This is a genomic window from Micromonospora sp. NPDC005686 (assembly GCF_042871665.1).
In the GTDB taxonomy this organism is placed as follows: Bacteria; Actinomycetota; Actinomycetes; order Mycobacteriales; family Micromonosporaceae; genus Micromonospora.
Genome location: NZ_JBIAIY010000008.1, coordinates 292,393 through 317,846, shown reverse-complemented (window position 1 = coordinate 317,846; position 25,454 = coordinate 292,393). Strand labels below are relative to the sequence as shown.

At 72.4% G+C, this 25,454-nt stretch carries 24 protein-coding genes and 2 tRNA genes; 15 read left to right on the top strand and 11 right to left on the bottom strand.

Features of this window, described 5'->3' with window-relative positions:
- Positions 1-105 precede the first annotated feature (105 nt).
- The 3 genes from ACFYON_RS20440 to ACFYON_RS20430 all read right to left on the bottom strand — a co-directional run bounded on the left by ACFYON_RS20440 (position 106) and on the right by ACFYON_RS20430 (position 1,861).
- Complete coding sequence (locus tag ACFYON_RS20440) at positions 106-375, bottom strand: hypothetical protein (protein ID WP_354871631.1); 270 nt, start codon at positions 373-375, stop codon at positions 106-108.
- 196 nt (positions 376-571) lie between these two features.
- Positions 572-811 carry a DUF397 domain-containing protein gene (locus ACFYON_RS20435; protein ID WP_354871628.1) on the bottom strand — a complete coding sequence of 80 codons (240 nt, stop codon included), beginning with the start codon at positions 809-811 and terminating at the stop codon, positions 572-574.
- A gap of 69 nt (positions 812-880) precedes the next feature.
- On the bottom strand, positions 881-1,861 hold the full coding sequence (locus tag ACFYON_RS20430) for a helix-turn-helix transcriptional regulator (RefSeq protein ID WP_354871626.1): 981 nt from the start codon (positions 1,859-1,861) through the stop codon (positions 881-883).
- 203 nt (positions 1,862-2,064) lie between these two features.
- Here ACFYON_RS20430 and ACFYON_RS20425 point away from each other — a divergent pair, with 203 nt between their 5' ends.
- On the top strand, positions 2,065-3,318 hold the full coding sequence (locus ACFYON_RS20425; protein ID WP_354871625.1) for an MFS transporter: 1,254 nt from the start codon (positions 2,065-2,067) through the stop codon (positions 3,316-3,318).
- A gap of 56 nt (positions 3,319-3,374) precedes the next feature.
- Here ACFYON_RS20425 and ACFYON_RS20420 read toward each other — a convergent pair whose 3' ends face one another.
- Entirely contained in the window at positions 3,375-3,617 is a 243-nt protein-coding gene (locus ACFYON_RS20420; RefSeq protein WP_354871623.1) for a mycoredoxin, read from the bottom strand.
- Positions 3,618-3,708: 91 nt separating this feature from the next.
- Here ACFYON_RS20420 and ACFYON_RS20415 point away from each other — a divergent pair, with 91 nt between their 5' ends.
- The 3 genes from ACFYON_RS20415 to ACFYON_RS20405 all read left to right on the top strand — a co-directional run bounded on the left by ACFYON_RS20415 (position 3,709) and on the right by ACFYON_RS20405 (position 6,730).
- Positions 3,709-5,850 carry an ATP-dependent DNA helicase UvrD2 gene (locus tag ACFYON_RS20415; RefSeq protein ID WP_354871621.1) on the top strand — a complete coding sequence of 714 codons (2,142 nt, stop codon included), beginning with the start codon at positions 3,709-3,711 and terminating at the stop codon, positions 5,848-5,850.
- A gap of 129 nt (positions 5,851-5,979) precedes the next feature.
- Positions 5,980-6,234 (top strand): hypothetical protein, encoded by a 255-nt coding sequence (locus tag ACFYON_RS20410; RefSeq protein ID WP_184688293.1) that lies wholly within the window; start codon positions 5,980-5,982, stop codon positions 6,232-6,234.
- A 130-nt stretch (positions 6,235-6,364) separates the two neighbouring features.
- Entirely contained in the window at positions 6,365-6,730 is a 366-nt protein-coding gene (locus ACFYON_RS20405; protein WP_091422217.1) for a WhiB family transcriptional regulator, read from the top strand.
- A 318-nt stretch (positions 6,731-7,048) separates the two neighbouring features.
- Here ACFYON_RS20405 and ACFYON_RS20400 read toward each other — a convergent pair whose 3' ends face one another.
- The 3 genes from ACFYON_RS20400 to ACFYON_RS20390 all read right to left on the bottom strand — a co-directional run bounded on the left by ACFYON_RS20400 (position 7,049) and on the right by ACFYON_RS20390 (position 9,861).
- Positions 7,049-8,395, bottom strand: coding sequence for an AarF/ABC1/UbiB kinase family protein (locus ACFYON_RS20400; RefSeq protein ID WP_354871617.1), 1,347 nt, complete (start codon positions 8,393-8,395; stop codon positions 7,049-7,051).
- Between the two features lie 10 nt (positions 8,396-8,405).
- A complete protein-coding gene (locus tag ACFYON_RS20395) occupies positions 8,406-9,527 on the bottom strand; it encodes a TOMM precursor leader peptide-binding protein (RefSeq protein WP_355047443.1) in 1,122 nt (373 codons plus the stop codon).
- Between the two features lie 166 nt (positions 9,528-9,693).
- Positions 9,694-9,861, bottom strand: coding sequence for a DUF5679 domain-containing protein (locus ACFYON_RS20390; RefSeq protein ID WP_007464795.1), 168 nt, complete (start codon positions 9,859-9,861; stop codon positions 9,694-9,696).
- 474 nt (positions 9,862-10,335) lie between these two features.
- Here ACFYON_RS20390 and ACFYON_RS20385 point away from each other — a divergent pair, with 474 nt between their 5' ends.
- Positions 10,336-10,857: a M48 family metallopeptidase gene (locus tag ACFYON_RS20385; RefSeq protein ID WP_354871615.1), complete on the top strand. Its 522-nt coding sequence runs from the start codon at positions 10,336-10,338 to the stop codon at positions 10,855-10,857.
- Positions 10,858-10,951: 94 nt separating this feature from the next.
- Complete coding sequence (locus ACFYON_RS20380; RefSeq protein ID WP_357708223.1) at positions 10,952-11,638, top strand: hypothetical protein; 687 nt, start codon at positions 10,952-10,954, stop codon at positions 11,636-11,638.
- An 87-nt stretch (positions 11,639-11,725) separates the two neighbouring features.
- On the opposite strand, the gene ACFYON_RS20375 is transcribed toward ACFYON_RS20380, so the two are convergent.
- On the bottom strand, positions 11,726-12,997 hold the full coding sequence (locus ACFYON_RS20375) for a zinc-dependent metalloprotease (RefSeq protein ID WP_354871610.1): 1,272 nt from the start codon (positions 12,995-12,997) through the stop codon (positions 11,726-11,728).
- A gap of 115 nt (positions 12,998-13,112) precedes the next feature.
- Between ACFYON_RS20375 and ACFYON_RS20370 the strand changes: the two genes are divergently transcribed.
- The 5 genes from ACFYON_RS20370 (at position 13,113) to ACFYON_RS20350 (ending at position 18,274) form a co-directional block, all read left to right on the top strand.
- Positions 13,113-14,126, top strand: a complete 1,014-nt coding sequence (locus ACFYON_RS20370; RefSeq protein WP_354871607.1) for a PDZ domain-containing protein — start codon at positions 13,113-13,115, stop codon at positions 14,124-14,126.
- A 128-nt stretch (positions 14,127-14,254) separates the two neighbouring features.
- Entirely contained in the window at positions 14,255-17,242 is a 2,988-nt protein-coding gene (locus tag ACFYON_RS20365; RefSeq protein ID WP_354871604.1) for a UPF0182 family protein, read from the top strand.
- Positions 17,243-17,402: 160 nt separating this feature from the next.
- Positions 17,403-17,476: transfer RNA gene (locus ACFYON_RS20360), tRNA-Met, on the top strand.
- A 295-nt stretch (positions 17,477-17,771) separates the two neighbouring features.
- A tRNA-Met gene (locus tag ACFYON_RS20355) sits at positions 17,772-17,848 on the top strand.
- A 177-nt stretch (positions 17,849-18,025) separates the two neighbouring features.
- Positions 18,026-18,274, top strand: a complete 249-nt coding sequence (locus ACFYON_RS20350) for a hypothetical protein (protein WP_354871602.1) — start codon at positions 18,026-18,028, stop codon at positions 18,272-18,274.
- A gap of 39 nt (positions 18,275-18,313) precedes the next feature.
- On the opposite strand, the gene ACFYON_RS20345 is transcribed toward ACFYON_RS20350, so the two are convergent.
- Complete coding sequence (locus tag ACFYON_RS20345; protein WP_354871600.1) at positions 18,314-19,636, bottom strand: extracellular solute-binding protein; 1,323 nt, start codon at positions 19,634-19,636, stop codon at positions 18,314-18,316.
- 134 nt (positions 19,637-19,770) lie between these two features.
- Here ACFYON_RS20345 and ACFYON_RS20340 point away from each other — a divergent pair, with 134 nt between their 5' ends.
- Positions 19,771-20,604 (top strand): phosphoribosylaminoimidazolesuccinocarboxamide synthase, encoded by an 834-nt coding sequence (locus ACFYON_RS20340; RefSeq protein ID WP_387189145.1) that lies wholly within the window; start codon positions 19,771-19,773, stop codon positions 20,602-20,604.
- Positions 20,605-20,607: 3 nt separating this feature from the next.
- On the opposite strand, the gene glpK is transcribed toward ACFYON_RS20340, so the two are convergent.
- Positions 20,608-22,092 (bottom strand): glycerol kinase GlpK, encoded by a 1,485-nt coding sequence (gene glpK / locus ACFYON_RS20335; RefSeq protein ID WP_387189146.1) that lies wholly within the window; start codon positions 22,090-22,092, stop codon positions 20,608-20,610.
- A 64-nt stretch (positions 22,093-22,156) separates the two neighbouring features.
- Here glpK and ACFYON_RS20330 point away from each other — a divergent pair, with 64 nt between their 5' ends.
- Positions 22,157-23,095, top strand: coding sequence for a ribose-phosphate pyrophosphokinase (locus ACFYON_RS20330; protein ID WP_355047211.1), 939 nt, complete (start codon positions 22,157-22,159; stop codon positions 23,093-23,095).
- A gap of 10 nt (positions 23,096-23,105) precedes the next feature.
- On the opposite strand, the gene ACFYON_RS20325 is transcribed toward ACFYON_RS20330, so the two are convergent.
- Positions 23,106-23,573, bottom strand: a complete 468-nt coding sequence (locus ACFYON_RS20325; protein ID WP_354871591.1) for an ATP-binding protein — start codon at positions 23,571-23,573, stop codon at positions 23,106-23,108.
- A gap of 114 nt (positions 23,574-23,687) precedes the next feature.
- Here ACFYON_RS20325 and macS point away from each other — a divergent pair, with 114 nt between their 5' ends.
- On the top strand, positions 23,688-24,809 hold the full coding sequence (gene macS / locus ACFYON_RS20320; RefSeq protein WP_387189147.1) for a MacS family sensor histidine kinase: 1,122 nt from the start codon (positions 23,688-23,690) through the stop codon (positions 24,807-24,809).
- Entirely contained in the window at positions 24,806-25,453 is a 648-nt protein-coding gene (locus tag ACFYON_RS20315; RefSeq protein ID WP_354871587.1) for a response regulator transcription factor, read from the top strand. The genes macS and ACFYON_RS20315 overlap by 4 nt, the downstream gene beginning before the upstream one ends.
- The last annotated feature ends 1 nt before the right edge of the window (position 25,454 follow it).

Below are 25,454 nucleotides of genomic sequence, written 5' to 3'. Positions count from 1 at the left end.
CGTTGCCGCGACGGCCGCGGGCCGGGAACACGTTCCGTCGTGGCCGGGTGTGGCGGGGAACGGCGAGGGAGGCCGGTCCGGCCGGCGACGGACGTGAGCGTCCGGTCATCCACCGTCCCAGCGGCACTGGTGCCAGGCGGCGGGCTCCTCGATCGGCAGCACCTTGACCCGGTGCCGGCCGGCGCGTACCGCCCCGACGGCGGACAGCGCGCGGGCGAGCAGGAGGGCGGCGTCCCGGTCCTCGGCGTGGACGACCTGGCGGCGGGGTTCCGGCGTGCTCTTCTCGTCCCGCAGCCGGCGACCGCCGGCCCAGGCGGCGGCGATCTCGGCGTCGACGGCGGTACGGATCTCGGTGCGGACGATCAGGAACCGCATGGTGTCCCCCGGACAATCGGCGGTTACACGCTGGAACTTCCACGTCACTCCCGCGTCATGTTACGCCGATGTTTCCGCCCGGCAAGGGAAACGCACCACCTCGACCGATCGGGGGATCCCAGGTCAGCACCGTTGTCGAGGACGGACAGGTGAGGGGGCCGCCGGTTCGCGCCGACGGCCCCCGTGGTTCGCCGGATCAGTCCAGATCGAACTGACCGCTCTTGGTGCCGGCGAGGAAGCCGAGCCAGCCGGCCCGGTCGAACAGCAGGACCGGTCCGCTCGGGTCCTTGCTGTCCCGCAGCGCCACCGTCGCCGGCCCGGAGTCGAGCGGCGCGACCTCCACGCAGTTGGAGGTCTGGCTGCGGGTGCTCTTGCGCCAGGCGGCGCCGGCGAGCCGTGCCGAGAGGGCGGTCGTGCTGGTGCGGGTCTCGTTCATGGTGCTTGCTCCTGGTGAGGTGCTCCGATGGGGACGAGCGGCACCCGCGCGGGCAGCGTCCGTGTCGGATCACCGCTCCTTGGTGAGGCGCCCCGAGTCCCGGCGACGTTGGGCCGGCGCCGTTGCCGGCCCGTACGCCACCGTGGACTCGACTGCCGTGCCGGTCAGCCGTCCTGTCGCCTCGATCAACCAGGAGAGGGTGTCCGATGCGGAGAGCGCCGACGAGCATAGCCACTCGAACACCACTTTATAGCGATTTAGGGTGTTTGCCTCGGTCGACATGACGTCGGTGAACCCACCTTCGATGGCGAGCGTCTCTGGATCGAGGGGATCGGCGAACCGGTAGACCGAGAACGCGGTCGGCGGAAGGAACCAGTCACCGACCCGGGTGTCCCGCAGCAGCAGGCGCAGCGTCACGTTCGGAAGCTGCGCCATCTCGCACAGGTGGACGAGCTGCTCGTGCAGCACCTCCGGCGGCCCGGCCCGGCGGCCGAGCGCGGCCTCCTCCAGCACCGCCGTGTAGCGGGGCACGTCGGGGGAGCGGGTCAGCAGCGACTGGCGGGCCTGCCGGGCGCGTACCTCGGTCTCGGGATCCTCGCTCTCCGGGTCGCCGGCGTCGGCGGCCACCTGCGCTGCGGACATGATCCGGTGCCGGGCGTACCCGGGCGTCTGCAACAGCCCCGGCACCAGCACCGGGTTGTACTCGGAGATCTCCGCGCAACCGCCCTCCAGCTCGGCGAAGGCGCGCTGCTGCTGGGTCATCACCGGGAAGTTGCGCAGCCAGCCGCGCATGTCGCCGGCCTCGTGGGTGATGCCGGTCAGCTCGGCGCGCTGCTCCTCGTCGGCGCCGTAGAGCGTCAGCAACGCGTCCACGTCGTCCGGGTCGGGACGGCTGCGGCCGTTCTCCAGGCGGGACAGCTTGGATGCGGAGGCCCAGCCGATCCGCTCGATGACCTGGTCACCGGTCAGACCGGCCTGTTCGCGGAGCCGGCGCAGCTCGGTGCCGAGCCGGCGACGGCGCAGAATCGGGCCTGGTACGGCAGGAGGCACGGCGTCCTCTTTCCCGTCGACCGTCGCTTGACGCAACGGTAACTGTATGAAATTCGCCCCCCACGGTCAGTATGGACGGCGCGACCGGCGCCGGAGGTTCCGGCGAGGGCGTGTCACGTGACAAAAAGAGGACTGTGGAGGGCGTCTTCACCTGCGCCCGCCCCCGACGCGCCCTGGTGGCGCACCCCCTCCGGAGGGAATCGATGCGCACCGTCCTGCGCCGCCCCGACTTCCGTCTCCTCTTCGCCGCGCTCGTCGCGAGCATGGCGGCGGAGTCGGTCCTGCTGCTCGCCCTGGCCGTCTGGGTCAAGGACCTGACCGGTTCGGACAGCATGGCCGGGGCGACCATCTTCGCGGTCATCGCGCCGATGGCGCTCGCCCCACTGGTCGGCTGGGTGGTCGACCGCTGCCGCCGGCGACCGTTCTTCATCGCCGCCAACCTGGTCGCGGCAGTGCTGCTCAGCCCGCTGCTCGCCGTCCGGGACCGGTCCGACGTCTGGGTGATCTACGTGGTCGCCGCGCTCTACGGGCTGTCATACATCACGCTCGCCGCCGTGCTGAACGGACTCATCCGGCATCTGGTCCCGGCCGAGCTGCTGGCCGACGCGAACGGACTGCTGCAGACCGTCCGGCAGGGCCTGCGGCTGATCGGGCCGCTGACCGGGGCCGGTGTCTACGCCGTGGTGGGCGGATGGTTGCTCGTCGTCATGGCCATGACCGGCTTCCTGACGGCGGCGGCGGTGGTCGCGCGGCTGCGCGTCGTGGAGGGCACACCGCCACGGCCGGCCCGCCGCGGTCCGTCCGAGCTGAGCGCGGGGCTGCGCCACCTGACCGGCGAGCCGGCGCTGCGCCGGGCGCTGCTCGGGTACGGGCTCGGCTCGCTGGTGATGGGCTTCACCGAGTCGCTGATCTTCGCGTACGTCGATCTGGGCCTGCGCCGCGACGCCGCGTTCGTCGGCGTGCTCGTCATGGTGCAGGGCGTCGGCGGCCTGGCCGGCGGCCTGTTCTCGGCCGCCGTGGTCCGCCGGTTCGGCGAGGTCGGCGCGCTAGCCGCGGGCGTGACGTTCTTCGGACCGGCCGCGCTGGCGCTCGCGTACCCCCGGTTGTGGCTCGGGGTGGTGGCGCTGCTGCTGGCCGGCCTCTCGCTGCCGCTGACCATGGTGGGGTTGAACACGCTGATCCAGCGGCGGACCCCGCCGCGGCTGCTGGGCCGGGTCACCGCCGCGTCCGAGGCCCTGGTCAGCGGTCCGCAGGCGCTCTCCATCGGCAGCGGTGCGCTGCTCGTCGGCGTGTTCGACTACCGGCTGCTGTTCGCGGTGGTGGGGGTGGTCACCACGGCGGCCGGCCTCTACCTGTGGCGGGGTCGCGGGCTGACCACGCCGGTCGCGGCGCCGGTCCGGATCCCGGCGCCCCGGCGGCCGGCCGACGACGGGGTGCTCAGCCGCGGGGGGTCCTGAACGCGACGAGCGGCCGCACCCGATCCGGGTACGGCCGCTCGCGGCGTCGCGGGAGATCAGCCGGGCAGCGCGGCCAGGTGCTGCTTGACCTGGGTGATCGAGGGGTTGGTCAGGGCGCTGCCGTCGGCGAAGCGCAGCGTCGGGACGGTCTGGTTGCCACCGTTGACGCCCATCACGAAGTCCGCGGCCGCGGGGTCCTGCTCGATGTCGACCACCTCGTACGCGATGCCCTCCCGGTCGAGCTGCGACTTCAGCCGGTGGCAGTAGCCGCACCACGGGGTGGAATACATCGTCAGCATGGTCTGCTCCTCCAGGGGGTGACTCGCGCCCGGTCCGATCAGGCCAGGCTAACCGCTGCAACGTCGGACGATGCTGGGATGATTCCCTGCTGTGGGTGTTCACTCAGGTGCGGAACGGGTGCTGGCCGGACTGGATCCGGAGCAGCGGTCCGCGGTCACCGCCCCGGCCGGGCCGGTCTGCATCCTGGCCGGCGCCGGCACCGGCAAGACCCGGGCGGTGACGTCGCGGATCGCGTACCGGGCGCTGACCGGCGACATCGCCGGTCGCCACGTGCTGGCGGTCACGTTCACCGCCCGTGCCGCCGCCGAGATGCGAAGCCGTCTCACCGTGCTCGGGGTGCAGGGTGTGCAGGCGCGCACGTTCCACGCCGCGGCGCTGCGGCAGGTCCGCTACTTCGCGCCCCGGCTGCTGGCCGGGCGGGCCATGCCGGAGCTGCTGGACAGCAAGGTGCGGGTGGTCACGCTGGCCGCCGCCAAAGTCGGCCTGCGCGCCGACCGGGCCGCCGCGCGGGACCTGTCCGCCGAGATCGAGTGGGCCAAGTCGTCGCTTGTCGAGCCCGGGGAATACGTGGTCGCCGCGGCCAAGGCGCTGCGCGAGACGCCGTACGAGCCGGCCCGGGTGGCCGACGTGTTCGACGCGTACGAGCGGCTCAAGCGCGGCAACGGCGTGATCGACTTCGAGGACATGCTGCGCGCGGCGGTCTGGGGCATCGAGGAGCACCCGGACGTGGCCGAGCAGGTGCGTAACCAGTACCGGCACTTCGTGGTCGACGAGTACCAGGACGTCAACCCGCTCCAGCAGCGGCTGCTGGAGGCGTGGCTGGGCGGCCGGGACGACCTGACGGTGGTCGGCGACGCCAGTCAGACGATCTACTCGTTCACCGGGGCCACCTCGTCGTACCTGGTCGACTTCCCCCGGCTGCGTCGGGGCGCGACTGTGGTCCGGCTGGTCCGCGACTACCGCTCCACCCCGCAGGTGGTGGGGCTCGCCAACGCGGTGATCTCCCAGGCCCGGGGCGCCGAGGCGCGGCTGCGGCTGGAGCTGCACGGCCAGCGCCGGCCCGGCCCGGAACCGGAACTGCGGATCTTCACCGACGAGCCGGCCGAGGCGAACGCGGTCGCCGCCCGCTGCCGGGCGCTCGTCGCGGGCGGCACCCCGGCGCGGGAGATCGCGGTGCTGTTCCGCACCAACGCGCAGTCCGAGGCGTACGAGAAGGCGCTCTCCGAGGCCGGGGTGCCGTACGTGCTCCAGGGCGCGGAGCGGTTCTTCGAGCGGCCCGAGGTGCGCCAGGCGATGATCGCGTTGCGCGCCGCCACCCGGTCGGCCGACCCGGGGACCCCGCTGCCGGCCGCCGTGGTGGAGGCGCTCACCGCCGTCGGCTGGGCGCCCGACGCGCCCCCGCCCGGCGGCGCCGCCCGTGAGCGGTGGGAGGCGCTCGCCGCGCTGGTCCAGCTCGCCGAGGAGTACGCGGCGGAAGCCGAGGACGAGCCCGGCCTGACCGGCTTCACCGAGGAACTCGCCCGGCGGGCCGCCCAGCAGCACGTGCCCACCGTCGAGGGGGTGACGCTCGCGTCGCTGCACTCGGCGAAGGGGCTGGAGTGGGACGCGGTGTTCCTGGTCGGGCTGGCCGAGGGCACGCTGCCCACCACGTACGCGAAGACAATGGAGCAGGTCGAGGAGGAGCGGCGGCTGCTCTACGTCGGGATCACCCGGGCGCGGGAGTGGCTCTGGCTGTCGTACGCCACTTCGCGCTCGCCCGGTGGCCGGTCCCGGCGGCCGTCGCGGTTCCTGCCGCAGCTCGACCGCTCCGGCGGCGGGGAACGGGCCCGCGGCGGGGAACGGGCCGGCGGCGCCGGACCGGCGCGGCGGGCCGAGCGGCGCCGGCCGCAGGTGGTCTCCTGCCGGATCTGTGGCGCCACGCTGCTCGCCGGCGCGGACCGCAAACTGGGCCGCTGCCCGACCTGCCCGTCGGACATCGACGATGAGCTGTACGAGCGCCTGCGCGAGTGGCGGCAGCGGGTGGCCGGCGCGCAGAAGGTGCCGGCGTACGTGGTCTTCACCGACGCCACGCTCACCGCGCTGGCCGAGCGGAAGCCCGGCCGCACCGAGGAACTGGTGGCGATCGCCGGGATCGGGCCCCGAAAAGTGGGGCTTTACGGCGATACGGTGCTGGCCCTGGTGGCGGGCTCCACCGTGGACGAGGTCTGCCCGCAGAAAACTTTCGAAATCTAGCCTTAAATCGTTTGCCCTCCCCCGAGGGCGAGGAATAGCCTCAGGACACACCTCGCGAGCGGCGTCGTTCTGGCTGCTCAAGGGGGATGAGTCCGTGGTCGGCACGAGGAGAGTAGGGAGGTGGCACCAATGAAGATCTTCAACTATGAGCGTCTCGCGGCGATGCCGTCTGCCGTCGCTCCGCTGTCGGCTGTCCGGGTGGCCCTCGCTGCTCGACCGTCGGTTCCGCAGGTGCACCAGGTCCAGGTTCAGGCCGAGCTGAACCTGACCGTTGCGCCGATCGCCGGAGTCGAGGGGACCAGTGGCTTCGCGGGCATGGGCATCGATGGCGCCAAGAAGCGCACGGATGTCCGCGGCGTTCCACCTCGAGGTAGACCGGTCTGATCCATCAGACGCCGGCTCACCTCGAGGCCGCGGAACCCGCTACCGGGATCCGCGGCCTCAGTTTTTTGTCCCGCCGAAGTACGTCGGAATGCGATCCACGAGATCGAAGTGAGAGAGAGGTGACCGGAGGATGAGTCTGGCGTTGGCCCCACTCGACGTGAGCGTCGAGGTGGAGGCGAACCTGCCCTGCCGGAAGTTCGACCCCGACCTGTGGTTCTCCGACTCGCCCGCCGAGCTGGAGCTGGCCAAGTCGCTCTGCGGGGACTGCCCGCTGCGCGTCGAGTGCCTGGCCGGCGCGGTCGAGCGAGCCGAGCCCTGGGGCGTCTGGGGCGGCGAGATCTTCGAGCGTGGCGCGGTCGTCCCGCGCAAGCGGCCCCGTGGCCGTCCGCGCAAGGAGGACCTCGCCCGTGACGCGCAGCTCCGGGTCGAGGCGGAGGCGCGACTGGCGGCCAGCGGGCTGTCCGAGTCGCGGAACTCCGTCCGGCTGGCAGCCTGACACACCTACGAACCGAGCCCGACCGATGCCGGTGTCCCTCCACCGGCCGACCTGAGAGAGAAATTCTGATGCTGAACCTGCCGAACGGATTCGAGATGCAACTACTCCACGAAGCGTTGTCCAGGGCCCGAATGCGCCGGCCTCAGGCCGGTCGCACCACCACGAGCACTGAGGCAACCCGTTCCGCCCGTAACGTCGCCATGCGGAGTCGCAGCCAGTCGGCCCGCGACCTGGGCGTTCTGTAGAACGAACACATGAGGAAGGGGCGGTGACCGACAGGTCACCGCCCCTTCGCCGTTCCTCGGCGCAGGATGGTGCTCAGGGCACCGGCGCGAAGCCCGGCAGCCAGCGTTCCAGGATCGACCGGTAGGACGCCTTCGCCTCCAACTGGCAGAGCACACCGATCGAGCCCAGCGTCACCCGGTGGATCATCAGGTACGACGGGGGCAGGTTGAGCTGGCGGCTGAGCTGGTAGGCGGGGGAGCGCGGGCTGGCCAGCCGGGTCGCCTCGGCGCGCAGCCAGGCCCGGGTGAAGCGGAACTCGTCGGCGGCGATCGGCTCCAGCATCGGGCGGAGGAAGTCGAGCACCGACGGGGCGTCGATCGACTCGGTACGGCTGACGAAGCCCTCGGCGCGCAGCCCCTCCACCACCGCGTCGGCGTCCCCGCGCAGCGCCAGCGCCGCGATCCGGCCGATCGGCTCCGGGGTGCCCTGCGGCATCCGGGCCACCGCCCCGAAGTCGATCACACCGAGCCGCCCGTCCGGGAGCAGCCGGAAGTTGCCCGGGTGCGGGTCGGCGTGCAGCAGCCCGGCCCGCTCCGGCGCGGACAGGTGCAGCTCGGCCATCAGCCGGCCGGCCTCGTTCCGCTGCTCCTCGGTGCCCTCCCGGATGATCTGGGACAGCGGGATGCCCTCCACCCACTCGGTGATCAGCACCCGCGGCGCGGCGTCGAGCACCTCCGGGATGAAGATGTCCGGGTCGTCGGCGTACGCGGCGGCGAACGCCCGCTGCGACTCCGCCTCCAGCTCGTAGTCCAGCTCCTCGGTGATGCGTTCGCGCAGCTCGGCCAGGAGCGGCTTCACGTCCAGCCCCGGCTGGATGGCCCGGAACATGCCGCCGAGCCGGGAGAGCTGCTTGAGGTCGGCCAGCAGGGCGTCACCGGCCCCCGGGTACTGGATCTTCACGGCCACGTCCCGGTGGAGAGGGCCACCGGCCGGGCCGTACCCCGGGTCGCGCCAGACCGCGCGGTGCACCTGCCCGATGCTCGCCGCGGCGGCCGGAGTGTCGTCGAACTCGACGAACCGGTCGCGCCAGTCCGGGCCGAGTTGCTCGGCCAGCACCTTGTGCACGGTGGCCGCCGGCAGCGGCGGCGCGGCCTCCTGGAGTTTGGTGAGCGCCTGCCGGTAGGGCGCGGCGACCTCCTCGGGCAACGCCGCCTCGAACACCGAAAGGGCCTGGCCGAACTTCATCGCCCCGCCCTTGAGCTGCCCGAGCACGCTGAACAACTGCTCGGCGGTGCGCTGCTGGATCTCGGCGGAGATGACGTCGGACGCGAGGCCGGTCATCCGCTTGCCCATGCCGAGCACGGTTCGACCGGCGAACCCGAGCGGCAGGGCGGCGAGTTTGGCGGTGCGGGACACGGCCCGGCGCGGGATGTCGGTCACCCGGCCATTGTTACCGACTCGGGGCCTCCGCTGCTGCCGTGCGGCGGGTAGCGACCGGCACCGACCGGATCGGGCGACGCCGGCAGCAGTCACAGGAGGGGTGCGGCGGCCACCGTCGGTGACGGACACGGCCGGGACCGCGGATCTCCACCGCGCCGCCGAGCGTCTCCGGCTGGCCGCCGTCGAGCTGGGCCAGCACCTCCGCCGTCGCGAAGGCCGCCGCGGCGAGCCCGGTGGCGACGGCGCAGGCCCGCTCGCCCCGGTCGGCGGCGAGCTGGGCGGCCAGCGCGGGCCAGTCCGGATCCCGGTCGCCGCGATGCAGGTCGAGGCAGCGCAGGCAGGGACCGGCGGGTGGGCGGACCAGCGGACCGATCACCGGTACGCCGCCGCGCAGATCGAGCAGCAGATGCGGCTGGCGCCGGCGGGCGTAACCGGTGGCGAGCAGTTCCGCCGGACGGTCGACGCCGAGCTGCACCACCAGGTCCGGCCGGGTTCCCCGCAACGGGGCGGTGACCGTGCCGGGCGCGCACCGCTCCAGCGCCGCGCGTACCGCCGGTGCCAGCGGCCGGCCCAGCTCCGCGGTGGTCAGGCCGGTCCCGGCCAGGTCGCCGGCGCCGACCGGGCCGGCCAGATCGGGTACGACGTGCCCGACGCCGGCCTGGGCCAGCGCGACGGCGACCGTCGCGCCGAGCCGTCCCGTGCCGGTGACCAGCACCCGCGCGCCCCGGCGGCGGCGCAGCAGCCGAGCCGGGGTGCCGGGCAGGTCGGGTGACGCGAGCGCCAGCGCGGCGGCCTCGGCGGCCAGCCGGGCCCGGGCCGATCCGGTGAGGTCACGGGGGAGCAGCGCCTGCGCCGGCACCACCAGTCCGTTGTCCCGGAGCGTGTCGAGCAGGGCGCGGGCCTCGTCGGACGGGATCCGGGCGGCGCCCGCCTCGGCGAGCACGGCGCGTTCGCTGCGGGTGCCGTCGAGCAGGTCGAGCAGGCGGGCGGTCCCGGGCGAGGAAATCTCCAGCAGGAACGCCCGGCCGGGCTGCTCGCCGAGCTGGAGCGTGTGCCGGTCGCGCCAGAGCCGGGTGAGGCCGGGCAGCAGGATGGGGCGGACGAGCGGTGTCGGATCGGTCACGCAACTCATCGTGACCGTCTCCACGCGATCCGTCACTCGTTGTCCACAGCCGCGCGTGCCGTGGCCAGCGTTGTCCACAGGATCTCGCCGGTTTTCCACAACCAGCCGGTAGTTGTGTCGGCTACGCGACGGGGGAGGGCGGCCACCGGCCGCCCTCCCCCGTGTGTCCTACGGGTCAGACCTTGGCCTTGCCCAGGATGCGGTTCACTGTTGTGCCGCATACCGGGCACTTGCCCTTTGCCATGTTCATGCCGGTCTTCGAGACCTCCACGTGCCCCTCGAAGTCCCGCTTCTCCTTGCACTTCACGCAGTAACCGTTGTAGGTCTGGGCCTGGTCGGCCACGGTAGCCTCCTCGTCTCGTCCGCCGGAGGTGTCCGGCGGGTCTCCCTGCGGCGGCCCACGCGTGGCACCGGCGCCGGGGGTTCTCCGCGGCCAGTCACCTGACCGTGGTTGGCGGACCCTACCCAGGTCTGGGCGGTTCCATGTCAGCTGTACGCCGACTCTGTGAGCAAGTCGACGTCGAGAGTGTGCATGCCGAGTAACGTCGGATAAGTCAGTTTCGCGCGGACACGCCGGATGAAATGCGCCCAGCTCCCCTTCGCGCCGCCCCGCCGACCGTCACCCGTCGTAGATCACTTAACGTGAACAGGGCCGGTCAGGTGATGGTCAGCTACCGTCGCAAAGAATTTTTTCCGGACTCCGGACAATCAACCGCCATTTTCCGGGCGCGTGTCGTCGTGTTGACTCTTGCGGAGCCCTGGTCAGTACGCATTAGCTTTCCCTCGTGACAGTCAACCGAGGCTGCGCGGACCGGTAATGGCCGTGACGCGGAAGCCCGTCGTCGAGGTGCGGCGCAGCCAGCGTCGGCGGCGCACGGTGTCCGCGTACCGGGACGGGGAGCGCGTCGTCGTGCTGATTCCCGACCAGTTCTCCCGGGCCGAGGAGAGCGAGTGGGTCGACCGGATGCTCGCCCGGCTCGCCGCCCGTGAGGGCCGGCTGACCCGCTCGGACGCCGAACTGCTCGCCCGCGCCGCCCGTCTGATCGACCTCTACCTGACCGAGTACGGATCGGCCGCCGTGCCGGCCAGCGTCCGCTGGGTGACCAACCAGAACGGCCGCTGGGGCTCCTGCACGCCCGCCGACCGCACCATCCGGCTCTCGCACCGGGTCCAGGACATGCCCGACTGGGTGATCGACTACGTGCTGCTGCACGAGCTGGCTCATCTCATCGTGCCCAGCCACAACGCCGAGTTCTGGGCGCTCGTCGCCCGCTATCCGAGATCGGAGCGGGCCCGCGGCTACCTGGAGGGCGTTGCCGCCACCGCAGCCGTCCCCTGACCACCCCTGGCCGCGGCCGGCGTCTGGTCCGCTCCGTCGCGCCGACGTCATGATCGAGGGCGGACCCGGCCGGCGGTGGGGTTAAGGTCAGCGGATGTCGCGACGTGTGGTGGTGGCGCTGCTCGGCCCGGTGACCTGGTCGCCGCCCGGAATCGATCCGACGCGCTGGCGTACCGCGCTCGCCGAGGACGTGGTGGACCTGCTGGCCACTCTGAACGAGGTGGAGACCGCGGTGGCGGTCACGGCCCGGGACCGATGGCTGGCCGACGCCGTGGTCTGGCCCGGCACCCAGGTGTACGAGGTGGCCGAGCCGACGCCGAACGCGGTGTTCGCGGCGTTGGCCGGGGAGTCGTCCGCGCATGGATCCGAGAGCGCGGCGGCTCGGGGCCGGGTCGTGGACACCGGTGACCGGGCGGCCCACACGGGCGGCTACGACCAGGTGGCTGTGGTGGCGGCGGACGCGCCGGACGTGCCCGGGCTGACGCTCGGCAAGCTGCTCCGGCCGCTCACCACCCGGCCGGTGGCGGTGGCCCCCGCCGAGGGAGGCGGAACCGGGCTGCTGGGGGTGGCGGCGCGGCTGCCCGTACCGGAGTGGTTGCCGGCGCTGGATCTGGACACGACCGAGCCGGCCGAGGTGCGGCGAGCGGCGCCGAGCCCGGGGGACGTGGCGGTCACCGCCGGCTGGCGCCGGATGCGCGGCCCGGCCGACCTGACCGCCCTCGATCCGGCCGTCGAGGGCTGGGAGGCCACCCGCGCCCTGCTGTCCGGCCACCCCGTCTGACACCCCGCCGGGCGGCGGGGCGGGGCCGGGGGCGCAGACGCGGACGGGGCCCGCACGGTGATCCGTGCGGGCCCCGTCGCGTACGCGTCAGCGCTTGTCGTCGTCCTCGCCCGGGGCCTTCTCCTCCGGGGCGCCCGGTGCGGAGAAGTCGAAGTTCGCCAGCTCGTCGTCGAGATCGGTGCTCGTCGTGGCGAACGCCTCCGGCGCGGCGAAGTCGTCGTCGGAGGGCAGCAGGTCCGGGTGGCCCCAGACCGCGTCCCGGCCGGCGATGCCGCGGTGCTCGGTGAGCGCCGCCCACAGCACCGACGCCTCACGCAGGCGACGGGGCCGCAGTTCGAGGCCGACAAGCGCGGCGAACGTCTGCTCGGCCGGGCCACCCGCCGCGCGGCGGCGGCGGAACGCCTCGCCGAGGCGTACCGCGTTGGGCAGGCGGTCACCGGCGGCCCTGTCGACGACGTGGCAGACCCAGCCCTCGACCAGCGCGAGCACGGTCTCCAGCCGGGCCAGCGACGCCTTCTGCGCGGGCGTGTCCTCGGGCGTGAAGATGCCCTCCAGCGCGATCGCCTGCATCGACTCCGGGTCGGTCGGGTCGACCCGGCCCATCGCCTCCTCGATCGCCTCCCGGTTGACCCGGATGCCCGCGGCGTAGTTCTCCACCGCCGCCAGCACGTGCCCGCGCAGCCACGGCACGTGCTGGAACAGGCGCTGGTGGGCGGCCTCGCGCAGGGCCACGTACAGGCGTACCTCGTCCTCGGGCAGCTCCAGGCCCTCGCCGTACACCTTGATGTTGGCGGGAACGAGCGCGGCGGTGCCGGCGGGGCCGAGCGGCAGGCCGATGTCGCCGGCGGAGAGCACCTCGGCGGCGAGCGAGCCGAGCGCCTGGCCGAGCTGGCCGCCGAAGAGGGCGCCGCCGAGTGTGGCGACCATCGACTGCATCGGGCCGAGCTGGGCGCGGGCCTCCGGCGGCACCAGGTCGCCCATCGCGCCGACCATCCGGCTGGCCACCGGGTCGCAGAGCTTGCGCCACACGTCGAGCGTCTTGAAGATCCACTCGTTGCGGTTCCAGGCGACCGAGCTGCGGATGCCGGAGGGCCACGAGGTCGCCGGCTCCAGCCAGAGGTCGGCGATGCGCAGCGCCTCCTCGACCGCGTTGCGTTCGAACGGCGACACCGCCGGGTCGCCGGCGGCGGCGAGCTGACTGGCGGCTACCTGCCGGGCGAGGTCCCAGTTGACCGGTCCGCTGCCCGGCGCCGAGAGCAGGTGCTGCAACTGCGACATGAACTGCTGCATCGCCGCGGGATCGTTGGGGTCTGGTGGTTGACCACCCGGGAGCGCGAAGCCGAACGGAATATCAGGCACGACGTCTACGGTACGCGGGCCCCGCCGCAGGTCGTGCCACTCGGCGTTGCGCTGAGGGCGAAGTCCGCCGGTCACCGCGCCGGATGGCGGGGGACGGATCGGTACGCTCTGGCGCATGAGACGTCGCGGCGTGACCGTCCTGCTCGGTGCCCTGCTCACCGCCCTGCTCAGCGTCGGCGTGCTGAGCGTGCCGCTGCCGTACGTGGTGCTCGGCCCCGGTCCGACGGTGAACACGCTGGGCCGCGAGGACGGCAAGGAGGTCATCCAGGTGACCGGCCGCGCGACGTCCACCTCCGCCGGTCAGCTCCGGCTCACCACTGTCGGTGTGCAGCCGACGGTGCGGCTGCGGTCGGCGCTGGCCGGATGGTTCTCCTCGGACGAGGCCGTGGTGCCGCGGGAGCTGGTCTACCCGCCGGGGGAGTCGCAGGAGGAGGTCGAGAAGCGCAACGCGGAGGACTTCCAGAACTCGCAGACCAGCGCCGAGACGGCGGCGCTGCGCCAACTGGGCTACCCGGTCAAGGTGCTGGTCAAGGCGGTCACGGCGGGCGGCCCGTCGGTCGGCGTGCTGCGGCCCGACGACGTGCTCACCTCGGTCGACGGGGTGCAGGTGACGAGCGCGGCCAAGCTGACCGAGCTGATCCGGTCCAAGCCGGCGGGCACCGCGCTGAAGATCGGCTACAGCCGGGGCGACACCCCGGGCACCGCCACGGTGACCAGCCGCGAACAGGACGGCCGGCCGCGGATCGGCGTGGAGATCGACCAGCAGCAGCCGCACCCGTTCAACCTCAAGATCGACCTGGGTGACATCGGCGGTCCCAGCGCCGGGCTGATGTTCTCGCTCGGCATCATCGACAAGCTGGAGCCGGCCGACCTCACCGGTGGAAAGATCATCGCCGGTACCGGCACCATCGACGACGAGGGCCGGGTCGGCCCGATCGGCGGCATCGCGCAGAAGCTGGTCGGCGCCAAGGACGCGGGCGCGAAGGTGTTCCTGGTGCCCGCCGACAACTGCGCCGAGGCGGTCCGCAACCCGCAGCCGGGCCTGCCGCTGCTGAAGGTCGCCACGCTCGACGAGGCGTTGAGGGCGCTCGAAGCGTTGCGGTCCGGGGGACAGCCGACGCGCTGCTGAGGCGGGCCGGCCTGCGGCCACCGGGCGGATCGTGACGTGACCTTGACCCGACGTGCTCAGGAACACCCCGTACTCTTGGTGCCTGGTCGGAGCCGATCACATCGAGCGTGCGGAGCCAAACAGTGGTCATGCGTAGCAGTCCCTTACCGAGGATGAGCCGGCGCGGACGCGTCACCATTGGTGTCCTGATCGGGGTGTTCGTCTTGTTCACCCTCCTCGGGTGGGGCGTCAACGCCTGGACGGACTGGCTCTGGTTCGGCGAGGTCCGCTACACCCAGATCTTCACCGGCGTGCTCGTCACCCGGCTGCTGCTGTTCCTGGTGATCGGCGTCGGCATGGCGCTGATCGTCGGCGGCAACCTCTGGCTGGCGTACCGGCTGCGGCCCCGGATGCGTCCGCACTCGGCCGAGCAGGCGACCCTGGAGCGCTACCGGATGCTGCTGAGCCCGCGGCTCGGCACCTGGATCGCGCTCGCCGCCGCCGTCGTCGGGCTGTTCGCCGGCCTCTCCGCGCAGAGCCGGTGGGCCCAGTGGCTGCTGTTCCGCAACGGCGGCGACTTCGGGGTGAAGGACCCGGAGTTCGGCGTCGACGTCGGCTTCTACGTCTTCCAGCTCCCGTTCTGGCGCTACCTGCTCGGCGTCGGCTTCACCACCGTGGTGCTGTCGCTGCTCGGCGCGCTCGCCGTGCACTACATCTTCGGCGGGGTGCGGCTCCAGGGCGTCGGCGACCGGATGACGAACGCCGCCCGGGCCCACCTCAGCTCGCTGGTCGCCGTGTTCGTGCTGCTCAAGGCCGTCGCCTACGTGCTGGACCGGCGAGCCATGCTGCTGGAGTACAACGAGGGTGCCAAGCTCTACGGCGCCGGCTACGCCGACGTGAACGCGCTGCTGCCGGCGAAGGAGATCCTCGCCTGGATCTCCATCGTGGTGGCCCTGGCGATCATCGTGTTCTCCAACGCGGTCATGCGGAACCTGGTCTGGCCGGGCATCTCGCTCGCCCTGCTCGGCGTCTCCGCGGTGGCGATCGGCGGCATCTACCCGTGGGCGGTGCAGACGTTCGAGGTCAAGCCGAGCGCCCGGGACAAGGAGGCGCCGTACATCGAACGCAGCATCAAGGCCACCAGGTCCGCGTTCGGCCTCGACGGCACGAAGACCACGCCGTACGCCGCCAGCAACCTCGTGCCACCCGCCAGCCTGGCCACCGACACCTCGGTGGTGTCGAACATCCGGCTGCTCGACCCGCAGCTCGTCTCCGAGACGTACACGCAGCTCCAGCAGGTCCGTGGCTTCTACGACTTCGGCTCGAAGCTGGACATCGACAGGTACTCGGTCAAGGACAAGACCTCCGACTACGTGGTCGGCGTCCGTGAGATCAACTACGGCGAGCTGACCGACCAGCAGAACAACTGGATCAACCGCCACACCGTCTACACCCACGGGTACGGCCTGGTGGCCGCCCCGGCGAACCAGGTGGTCTGCGGCGGCCAGCCGTACTTCGTCTCCGGCTATCTGGGCGAGAAGGCGCAGGAGGCGTGCTCCGCGCCGACCGAGGAGATCCCGGCCCAGCAGCCGCGGATCTACTACGGCGAGCGGATGGAGGCGGGTGACTACGCGATCGTCGGGCAGAACGGCGACCGTAACGTCGAGTTCGACCGGCCCACCTCCACCGGCGGTGAGCAGTACTACACCTACACCGGCGAGGGCGGCGTCAAGATCGGCTCGTTCCCGCGCCGGCTGCTCTACGCGATCAAGGAGCAGGAGTCGAACTTCCTGCTCTCCGAGGCGGTGAACGAGAACTCGAAGCTGCTGTACGTGCGTAACCCGCGCGACCGGGTGGAGAAGGTCGCGCCGTTCCTCACGCTCGACGGCGACCCGTACCCGGCGGTGGTCAACGGGCGTGTCCTGTGGATCATCGACGGCTACACCACCGCGGCGACCTACCCGTACGCCGAGCGGGTCAACCTCCAGGCCGAGACGACCGACGAGCTGACCGGCCGGGGCACGTTCCAGCTCGCCCGGGAGAACGTCAACTACATCCGCAACTCGGTGAAGGCGACAGTCGACGCGTACGACGGCACGGTCAAGCTCTACTCGTACGACGACACCGACCCGGTGCTCAAGGCGTGGAACAAGGCGTTCGGCGGCGACCTGGTGCTGCCCAAGGGCGACATCCCGGCGGAGCTGGCCGAGCACTTCCGCTACCCCGCCGACCTGTTCAAGGTGCAGCGCAACCTGCTCACCAAGTTCCACGTCACCGACCCCGGCGACTTCTACTCCGGCCAGGACTTCTGGCAGGTGCCGAACGTGCCGGACGCGCCGGACAGCGGGCAGAAGCAGCCACCGTACTACCTGTTCACCCAGTTCCCCGGGCAGGAGGGGCCGCGCTTCCAGTTGACCTCCGCGGTCACCCCGAACGGGCGGCAGAACCTGGCCGCGCTGGTCTCCGGGTCGTACATCGACGGGCAGCCGAGACTGGAGGTGCTGGAGCTGCCGGACCAGACCCGGATCTCCGGGCCGACGCAGGTGCACCAGCAGATGACGAACAACGGCGACATCCGGCAGCAGCTCAACCTGCTCTCCTCCAACCAGGCGCAGGTGCAGTACGGCAACCTCCTCTCGCTGCCGTTCGCCGACGGCATGCTCTACGTCGAGCCGGTGTACGTGAAGAGCAGCAGCCAGGACGCGTACCCGCTGCTGCAGAAGGTGCTGCTCTCCTACGGTGACGGCGGCTCGTACGTGGTGCTCGCCAACAACCTCAGCGACGGCATCAAGCAACTCGTCGAGCAGGGCAAGCGGGCGCCGAACAACAACCCGCCGCCCAGCACCGACGACACCCCCACGCCGCCGCCGACCGGGGGCGACAACAACAACACGCCGCCGATGAGCGGGGAGCTGACCCAGGCGGCCGCCCGGGTGCAGACCGCGATCGGCGAGGTCAAGGCCGCGCAGGCGTCCGGTGACTTCGAGCGGTACGGGCGCGCGCTGAAGGCGCTGGACGAGGCGATGAGCGCGTTCCAGCAGGCCCAGGCCGCGGCGAACAGCTCGGGCAACCCGGCGCCGTCGGGCAGCGTCTCGCCACCGGCGCCGACCTCACCCGCGCCGTCACCGGGCGGCTGACGCCCTGACCGACACCACGAGCCCGTGGTCCGGGACCGCAACGGTCACCCGGACCGCGGGCTCGTCCCGTCCCGTCGAGCGGACGCCCCGGGCGGCGCCGCCACCGGTGGGTACCCGTTTTGCGCCTCCCCTGGGCGATGCGCTACGGTTGTCGAGCCGACGCGGGGTGGAGCAGCTCGGTAGCTCGCTGGGCTCATAACCCAGAGGTCGCAGGTTCAAATCCTGTCCCCGCTACTCGTGACGAAGGGCCTCGGAGTTCTCTCCGGGGCCCTTCGCCGTTACCGACCCCTGCTCGGGCTCACCCGGGGCGCAGAAGCAATCCCAGGCTGCTTCCGGGGGTCACGGTCCTCTCCTCCTCACGGTCGCGCGCGGCAAGGTGAAGGGCGCGCTCCCGTACTCCGTCCCGGTTCGGCCAGCGGTGTCGGGATGATGCCCGCCGGCCCTCCGGGGACGCCCGCGACGGAGCGCGGCCGGGATCGGGTACCCGGCTGATCTCCAGGATCGGAGTGCGATAAGCTATGTGAGCCGACGCGGGGTGGAGCAGCTCGGTAGCTCGCTGGGCTCATAACCCAGAGGTCGCAGGTTCAAATCCTGTCCCCGCTACCAAAGTTCAGGCCCGGAATCCACGGATTCCGGGCCTGAACTCATTCCGGGGTCGTCTCGGTGAGGGCGAGCAGCCGACAGCAGGACGCCGATCAGCGCCACGACGAGCGTGCCGGGCAACTCGGCGACATCCACTCCGTCCGCCGTGCCCGGGTTGCGGGTCTCGGCGAGGATGGGGGCATGTCTGCATGGAACAAGTGGTGGGGCCGCCTGGGCGCGGTCCTCGGTACGGTCGTGCTCTCGGTCTTCGTGCCGGTCGCGGCCTGGGCGTCCACCGGCACCGGCGAGATCGTGGTGGAGGCGGCACGCCGGCGCTCCCGCGGTGGGTTCGGCATCGTCGGCCTGCTCTGCTGCCTCGTGGTGGTCGGCGGCATCGTGCTGCTCGTGTTGCTGCTCACCCGCGGACGCCGCAACCGTCCCCCGCGCTGACGCGGATCCGCCCCACCCCCGGCGCGGGGGTGGGGCGGGCTACCGGGCCAGGGCGGTGTTGGCCTGCGCCATGAAGCGGGAGGTGGCGGTGCGGGCGCCGGCCCGCTTGGCACGGATGCTCTCGGCCGCCTCGATCAGCAGCGTGCGCACCTCGGCGTGCCCCTTGGGCGGAGGTGCGGGCGACGGCCCGGCCAGATCCTCCAGCTCGGCGCCGAGCGCGGCCATGCGCCTCTCGGCCCGGCCGGTGACCTCCTCGGCGACGAACGAGCGCACCTGCTTGCTGGCGTTCAGGCCGCGTTCCAGGCCGAGGAGACGGCCGGCCGCCACGTTCGTGGTCAGGAAGTCGAGCACGTCCACCACCGCCCCCGGGTGGCGGGTGCCCCGGAAACCGGCCCAGTACATCGACGCGCGCGGCCACTGCGCGGCGGGCGTACCCGGGAAGGCGACCGCGCCCAACTCGTCGTCGGTCAGGCCCTGCAGCTCCGGCAACTGGTGCGACCAGGCGAAGGAGGCAGCGGCGTGCCCGGTGACCACGAGCTGGCGGGCCAGCTCGCCGCTGTCGGCCTGCTCGACCAGGGCGGCGCTCGGTGTGGCCCGGTCGAAGCGCGCCACCTCCCAGAACTCGAACCAGGCGAGCAGTTCGGCGGAGCCGAACCCGAGCTGCCGCCCCTGGTACAGCTCGCTGCCCTGGCCCCGCAGCCACAACCAGAACGCCCGGTAGTCGCCGGAGGCGTCCATGGTGCCGGCCACCCGGTTGCCGGAGGCGCGCGTGACGCGGGCGGCCCAGGACGCGTACTCCTTCCAGGACATCCCGGTACGCGGCTCCGGCTGGCCCAGCCGGCGCAGCAGCCGGCGGTTGAACACCAGCGCCGCGCTCGTCTGCGCGGCCGGCACACCGACCGTCCGCTCGTCCACCTGGCCGTAGCGGGCCAGTTGCTCCGGCACCTCGCGCAGGTCGAGCCGCTCGTCGGCGACATACCGGGTGAGGTCGAGCAGGATGTCCCGGCCGGCGTACTCGGCGAGCAGGGTGTCGTCGATCTGGAACAGGTCCGGCGGGTTCCCGCCGGTGGCCTGGGTGGCGATCCGGTCGTAGTAGCCGCCCAGCCCTTGCCAGGTGACCCGGAAGCTGACCCGCGGGTTCTGCTGCGAGTACAGCCGTAGCGCCCGCTCGGTGGCCGCGGCCCGGCGGGCGCCGCCCCACCAGAACACGGACAGCTCGACCGGGCCGTCGTCGGCGGCCACCTCGTCCGGGCTGCATCCGGCGAGCACCGGCAGCCCGGCAGCCAGCGGCAGCCCGGTGAGCGCGCCGAGGAACCGTCGCCGGTCGAACCCGGGACGGGGTACGGACTGCACAGCGCGCACGGGTCTCTCTCCGAAGGTGGGGTGGACGGATCATTTCACCGGCCCCCGGCCGGGTGTCAACGCCGGGCGTCCGTGCCGGGCGGACGGCGACGGGCACGCCGGGCGGCCCGCGCCGGTCATGGTGTACTAGCGCCGTGGAACTTCTGCACTCGGGCAAGGTCCGGGACGTCTACGCCGACGGCGACGACCTGATCCTGGTCGCCACCGACCGCGTCTCCGTCTACGACGTGGTGCTGCCGACCCCGATCCCGGACAAGGGCCGCCTGCTCACCGCGCTGTCGCTGTGGTGGTTCGAACAGTTGTCCGACCTGGTGCCGAACCACGTGATCTCGGCTACCGACGTGCCGGCGGAGTTCGCCGGCCGGGCGATCCGCTGCCGGCGGCTGGAGATGGTGCCGGTCGAGTGCGTGGCGCGGGGCTACCTGACCGGCGGCGGCTTCGCCGAATACCAGCGCGCCGGCTCGGTCTCCGGGGTGCCGCTGCCCCGCGGCCTGGTCGAGGCGTCGATCCTGCCCGAGCCGATTTTCACCCCGTCGACAAAGGCGCCGAAGGGCGAGCACGACGAGCCGATCACGTACGAGCAGGTGGTGGACAAGGTCGGGCCGGAGGTGGCGGAGCGGCTGCGGCAGATCACCATCGACGTCTACCGGCGCGGCGCGGAGATCGCCGCCGAGCGGGGCATCCTGATCGCGGACACGAAGCTGGAGCTGGGCTGGGCGCCGGACGGCACGCTGGTCCTCGGCGACGAGGTGCTCACCTCCGACTCGTCCCGGTTCTGGCCGGCCGAGTCGTACCAGCCGGGCCGCTCCCAGTTCTCCTACGACAAGCAGTACGTGCGGGACTGGGCCACGGCCGGCGGCTGGGACAAGCAGCCGCCCGCGCCGGAGGTGCCGGCCGAGGTGATCGAGGCGACCCGGGCCCGTTACGTCGAGGTGTACGAGAAGCTCACCGGCAACCGCTGGCACTGACGCTCAGTCGGCCCAGTCGAGCGTGCGCTGGACCGCCTTGTGCCACTGGCGCAGCTGGCGCTCCCGGTGCTCCGGGTCCATCGTCGACTCCCACTGCGCGTCCGAGCGCCACTTCTCGCGCAGCGTGGCCAGGTCGGGCCAGAACCCGACTGCCAGACCGGCGGCGTACGCGGCGCCGAGGCAGGTCGTCTCGGTGATCCGGGACCGGACCACCGGCACGTTCACCACGTCGGCGAGGAACTGCATGAGCAGTTCGTTGCCGGTCATCCCGCCGTCGACCCGCAGCCGCCGCAACGCCACGTCGGAGTCGGCGTTCATCGCGTCCACCACCTCGCGGGTCTGGAAGGCGGACGCCTCCAGCACCGCGCGGGCCAGATGCCCCTTGGTGATGTAGCCGGTCAGCCCGGCGATCACGCCCCGGGCGTCGCTGCGCCAGTGCGGGGCGAACAGGCCGGAGAAGGCCGGCACCACGTAGCAGCCGCCGTTGTCGTCGACGGTGCGGGCCAGCTCCTCGACCTCCGCTGCGGTGGAGATCAGGCCGAGGTTGTCGCGCAGCCACTGCACCAGCGAGCCGGTGACCGCGATCGCGCCCTCCAACGCGTACGCCGCGGGCTGGCCCTCGATCCGGTACGCCACGGTGGTGAGCAGGCCGTGCCGGGACGGTACCGGGCTGGCGCCGGTGTTGAGCAGCAGGAAGCTGCCGGTGCCGTAGGTGCACTTGGCCTCGCCGGGCTGGAAGCAGGTCTGCCCGAACAGCGCCGCCTGCTGGTCGCCGAGCGCGCTCGCCACCGGCACTCCGGCCAGCACCCCCTGGGCGGTGCCGTACACCTCGGCCGAGCTGCGGATCTCGGGCAGCACGGCGGCCGGGATCCGCAGCGCGTCGAGCAGCTCCGGGGCCCAGTCGAGCGTCTCCAGGTCCATCAGCATCGTGCGGCTGGCGTTCGTCACGTCGGTGACGTGCCGGCCGGTCAGCTTCCAGATCAGCCAGCTGTCCATGGTGCCGAACAGCACCTCGCCGCGTTCGGCGCGCTCGCGCAGACCGTCGACGTGGTCGAGCAGCCAGCGCAGCTTCGGGCCGGCGAAGTAGGTGGCGGGGATCAGGCCGGTGCGGGTCCGCAGCCGCTCCTCGTCGTACGTCTCGGTCAGCTCGCGCAGCAGCGGGCCGGTGCGGGTGTCCTGCCAGACGATCGCGTTGGCCACCGGGCGACCGGTCGCCCGGTCCCACACCACCGTGGTCTCCCGCTGGTTGGTGATGCCCACCGCGGCCAGCGCCTCGGTGCTGATGTCGGCGCCGGTCAGCGCCTCGCGCACCACGTGCTCGACGTTCGTCCAGATCTCCTCGGCGTCGTGCTCGACCCAGCCGGGCCGGGGGAAGATCTGCCGGTGCTCGCGCTGGGCCACGGCGACGATCTCACCGGCCCGGTCGAAGACGATGCAGCGCGAGGACGTGGTGCCCTGGTCGATGGCGGCGACGAACTCTGCGGTCACGGCAGCACCGTACCCGCCGCGACCGCCCACCGTCTTCCTCCGGCGACCCGTACGATCATCAGACGTGCGTGACATTGCCGTGTTCAGCGGGACCGCCCATCCGGACCTCGCCACCGAGATCTGCGCCCACCTCCACGTTCCGCTGCACCCGGTCCGGGTGTCCCGGTTCGCCAACGACTGCCTTGAGGTGCAGTTGCAGGCGAACTGCCGGGAGCGCGACGTCTTCCTCATCCAGCCGCTGGTGCCACCGGTGCAGGAGCACCTGGTCGAGCTGCTGCTCATGATCGACGCGGCCCGGGGCGCCTCGGCCGCGCGGATCACGGTGGTGCTGCCGCACTACGCGTACGCCCGGTCGGACAAGAAGGACGCGCCGCGCATCTCCATCGGCGGCCGGCTCGTCGCCGACCTGCTCACCTACGCCGGCGCGGACCGGGTGCTGGCCATGACGCTGCACTCGCCGCAGGTGCACGGCTTCTTCAGCGTCCCGGTGGACCACCTGCACGCGCTGCGCGAGCTGGCCGCCCACTTCAAGGGGTACGACCTGAGCAACGCGGTGGTGGTCTCGCCGGACCTGGGCAACGCCAAGGAGGCCGCCGCGTTCGCCCGGATGCTCGGCACGCCCGTCGCGGCCGGGGCCAAGCAGCGCTACAGCGACGACCGGGTGCAGATCAGCACGATCATCGGCGACGTGACGGACCGGGACGTGATCGTGCTGGACGACGAGATCGCCAAGGGCAGCACCGTGATCGAGCTGATCTCGCACCTGCACGAGCGGCGGGTCCGCTCGATCCGGCTGGCCTGCACGCACGGCCTGTTCTCCAGCGGGGCGCTGGAGCGGCTGAGCGCACAGGAGGGCGTACTGGAGATCGTCTGCACGAACACGGTGCCGATCCCGGCCGAGAAGCGGGTGCCGAAGCTGGGGGTGCTGTCGGTGGCGCCGGCCCTGGCCGAGGCGATGCGGCGGATCCACAACGGGGAGTCGGTGAGCGCCCTGTTCGGCTGACGGCCCTGGGTCAGCCCTCCAGTGGGCCGGTGACGGGCTGCCGGATGGTGAGCGCGGCGGTGATCCGGACGACGGTGCCCGCGTCGCCGCTGTCCACCTCCATCGAGTCGCTCAGCTCCCGGGCCAGCCAGAGACCCCAGCCGCCGGCGGTGTCCGGCGCGGGCCGGTCCCGGTCGCGCAGCCGCCGTTCGCTGATCCCGGGCCCGTGGTCGGCGACCTCGCAGACCAGGTCGTCGCCGCGCTGCCAGAGCCGCAGCCAGCCCTGCCCGCCGCCGTGCCGGACCGCGTTGGTGATCAGTTCGTTGACCGCCAGCACGAAGTCGTCCAGCCGTTGGCCGGAGAGGCCCGCGCCGTGCGCGTGTGAGCTGACCGCGTGCCGCAGCCCGGTCACCTGCGCCTGGTCGAAGGCCGTGGCGAGAAGCAGGGAAGGTTCGATGGGCACAACCGTACGCGGTGCGGGGAGTTCTGCGTTTGTCATGACCCCGTCCCGACGATGGTTGTCGACGACTTTCGCGGCATTTCCACCGTACGTCAGGGTTTCTCGGGCCGCACCCCCGGGGTGCCCTGGACCGGCTGTGACAGGGTGACGCACATGCCGTCGTCCTCCGGCCTTGAGGGCCCGTTCTGGCGATCGATAGCGGTGTTCCGCTTCGCCGCGCTCGCGTACGTCGGACTGGTCGTGCTGCGCGACGCGGGCCGCTACGCGCACCCGGTCGCCGCGGGCGGTGTCCTGCTGGCGATGCTGGCCTGGAGCGGCGTGACGGCGGCCGGGTACGGCCGGCCGGCCGGGCGGCGCTGGCCGCTGCTGCTGACCGACCTCGGCGTGGTGCTGGCGCTCATCCTGGTCACTCCGTGGGTGGTCGGCAGCGCCGCGCTCGCCGCCGGGGTGCCGATGCTGACCGCCGCCTGGCTGGCCGGGCCGGTGCTCGCCTGGGCGGTCGCCTGCGGGCGGCGTGGCGGCGTGATGGCCGCGATCGTGCTCGGTGGCGCCGACCTCGCCACCCGGGACCGGATCAGCCCGTCCGCGCTGACCGGTGCGATCCTGATGCTGCTGGCCGGTGTGGTGGTCGGGCACGTGGCGCGGCTGGCGGTGGAGGCGGAGGAGCGGTTGCAGCGGGCGGTGGAGCTGGAGGCGGCCACCCGGGAACGGGAACGGCTGGCCCGCGACATCCACGACTCCGTGCTCCAGGTGCTCGCGCTGGTCCGGCGACGTGGCGCGGAGCTGGACGGCGAGGCGGCCGAGCTGGCGCGGCTGGCCGGCGAGCAGGAGGCGGCGCTGCGAGCGCTGATCGGCCGGGCGGGGGCGGCGCCGGACCCGGCCGGGGCCGAGCAGGACCTGCGTGACCTGATCGACAGGTACGCCTCGGCCACGGTCGGGGTGGCCGCGCCCGCCACACCGGTGCCGCTGCCGGCGCGTACCGCCGGTGAGCTGGCCGCGGCGGTCGGCGCGGCGCTCGACAACGTGGCCCGGCACGCCGGCGGGCGGGCCTGGGTGCTGATCGAGGACGAGGAGGAGACGGTGACCGTCTCGGTACGCGACGAGGGACCGGGCATCCCGGAGGGGCGGCTGGCGGAGGCCGCCGCGCAGGGCCGGCTCGGGGTGGCGCAGTCCATCCAGGGCCGGGTGGCGGACCTGGGCGGGGAGGTGCGGATCGCCTCCGTGTCCGGCGCCGGCACCGAGATCGAGCTGGTCGTGCCGAGGAGCCGCGGATGAGCGTCCGGGTGATGGTGGTCGACGACCACCCGATGTGGCGCGAGGGCGTGGCCCGCGACCTCACCGAGGCGGGCCATCAGGTGGTGGCGACCAGTGGTGAGGGGCGGCAGGCGGTACGGGTGGCCGCGGCGGCCCGCCCCGACCTCGTGGTGCTCGACCTCCAGTTGCCGGACATCTCCGGCGTCGAGGTGATCCGGGGCCTGCGCGCCGCGCTGCCCGACGTGCGGGTGCTCATGCTCTCGGCCAGCGGGGAGCCGCAGGGCGTGCTCGACGCGGTCAAGGCCGGCGCCACCGGCTACCTGGTCAAGTCGGCCGCTCCGGCGGAGTTCCTGGACGCGGTGCGCCGTACGGCTGCCGGTGAGCCGGTGTTCACGCCCGGCCTGGCCGGACTGGTGCTGGGGGAGTACCGGCGGCTGGCCGCCGCGCCGCCCGACCCGGACGACGACGCACCCCGGCTCACCGAGCGGGAGACCGAGGTGCTGCGCCTGGTGGCCAAGGGGCTGTCCTACAAGCAGATCGCCGACCGGCTGGGCCTGTCCCACCGGACCGTGCAGAACCATGTGCAGAACACCCTGGGCAAGCTCCAGTTGCACAACCGGGTCGAGCTGACCCGGTACGCCATCGAGCGGGGCCTGGACGACTGAG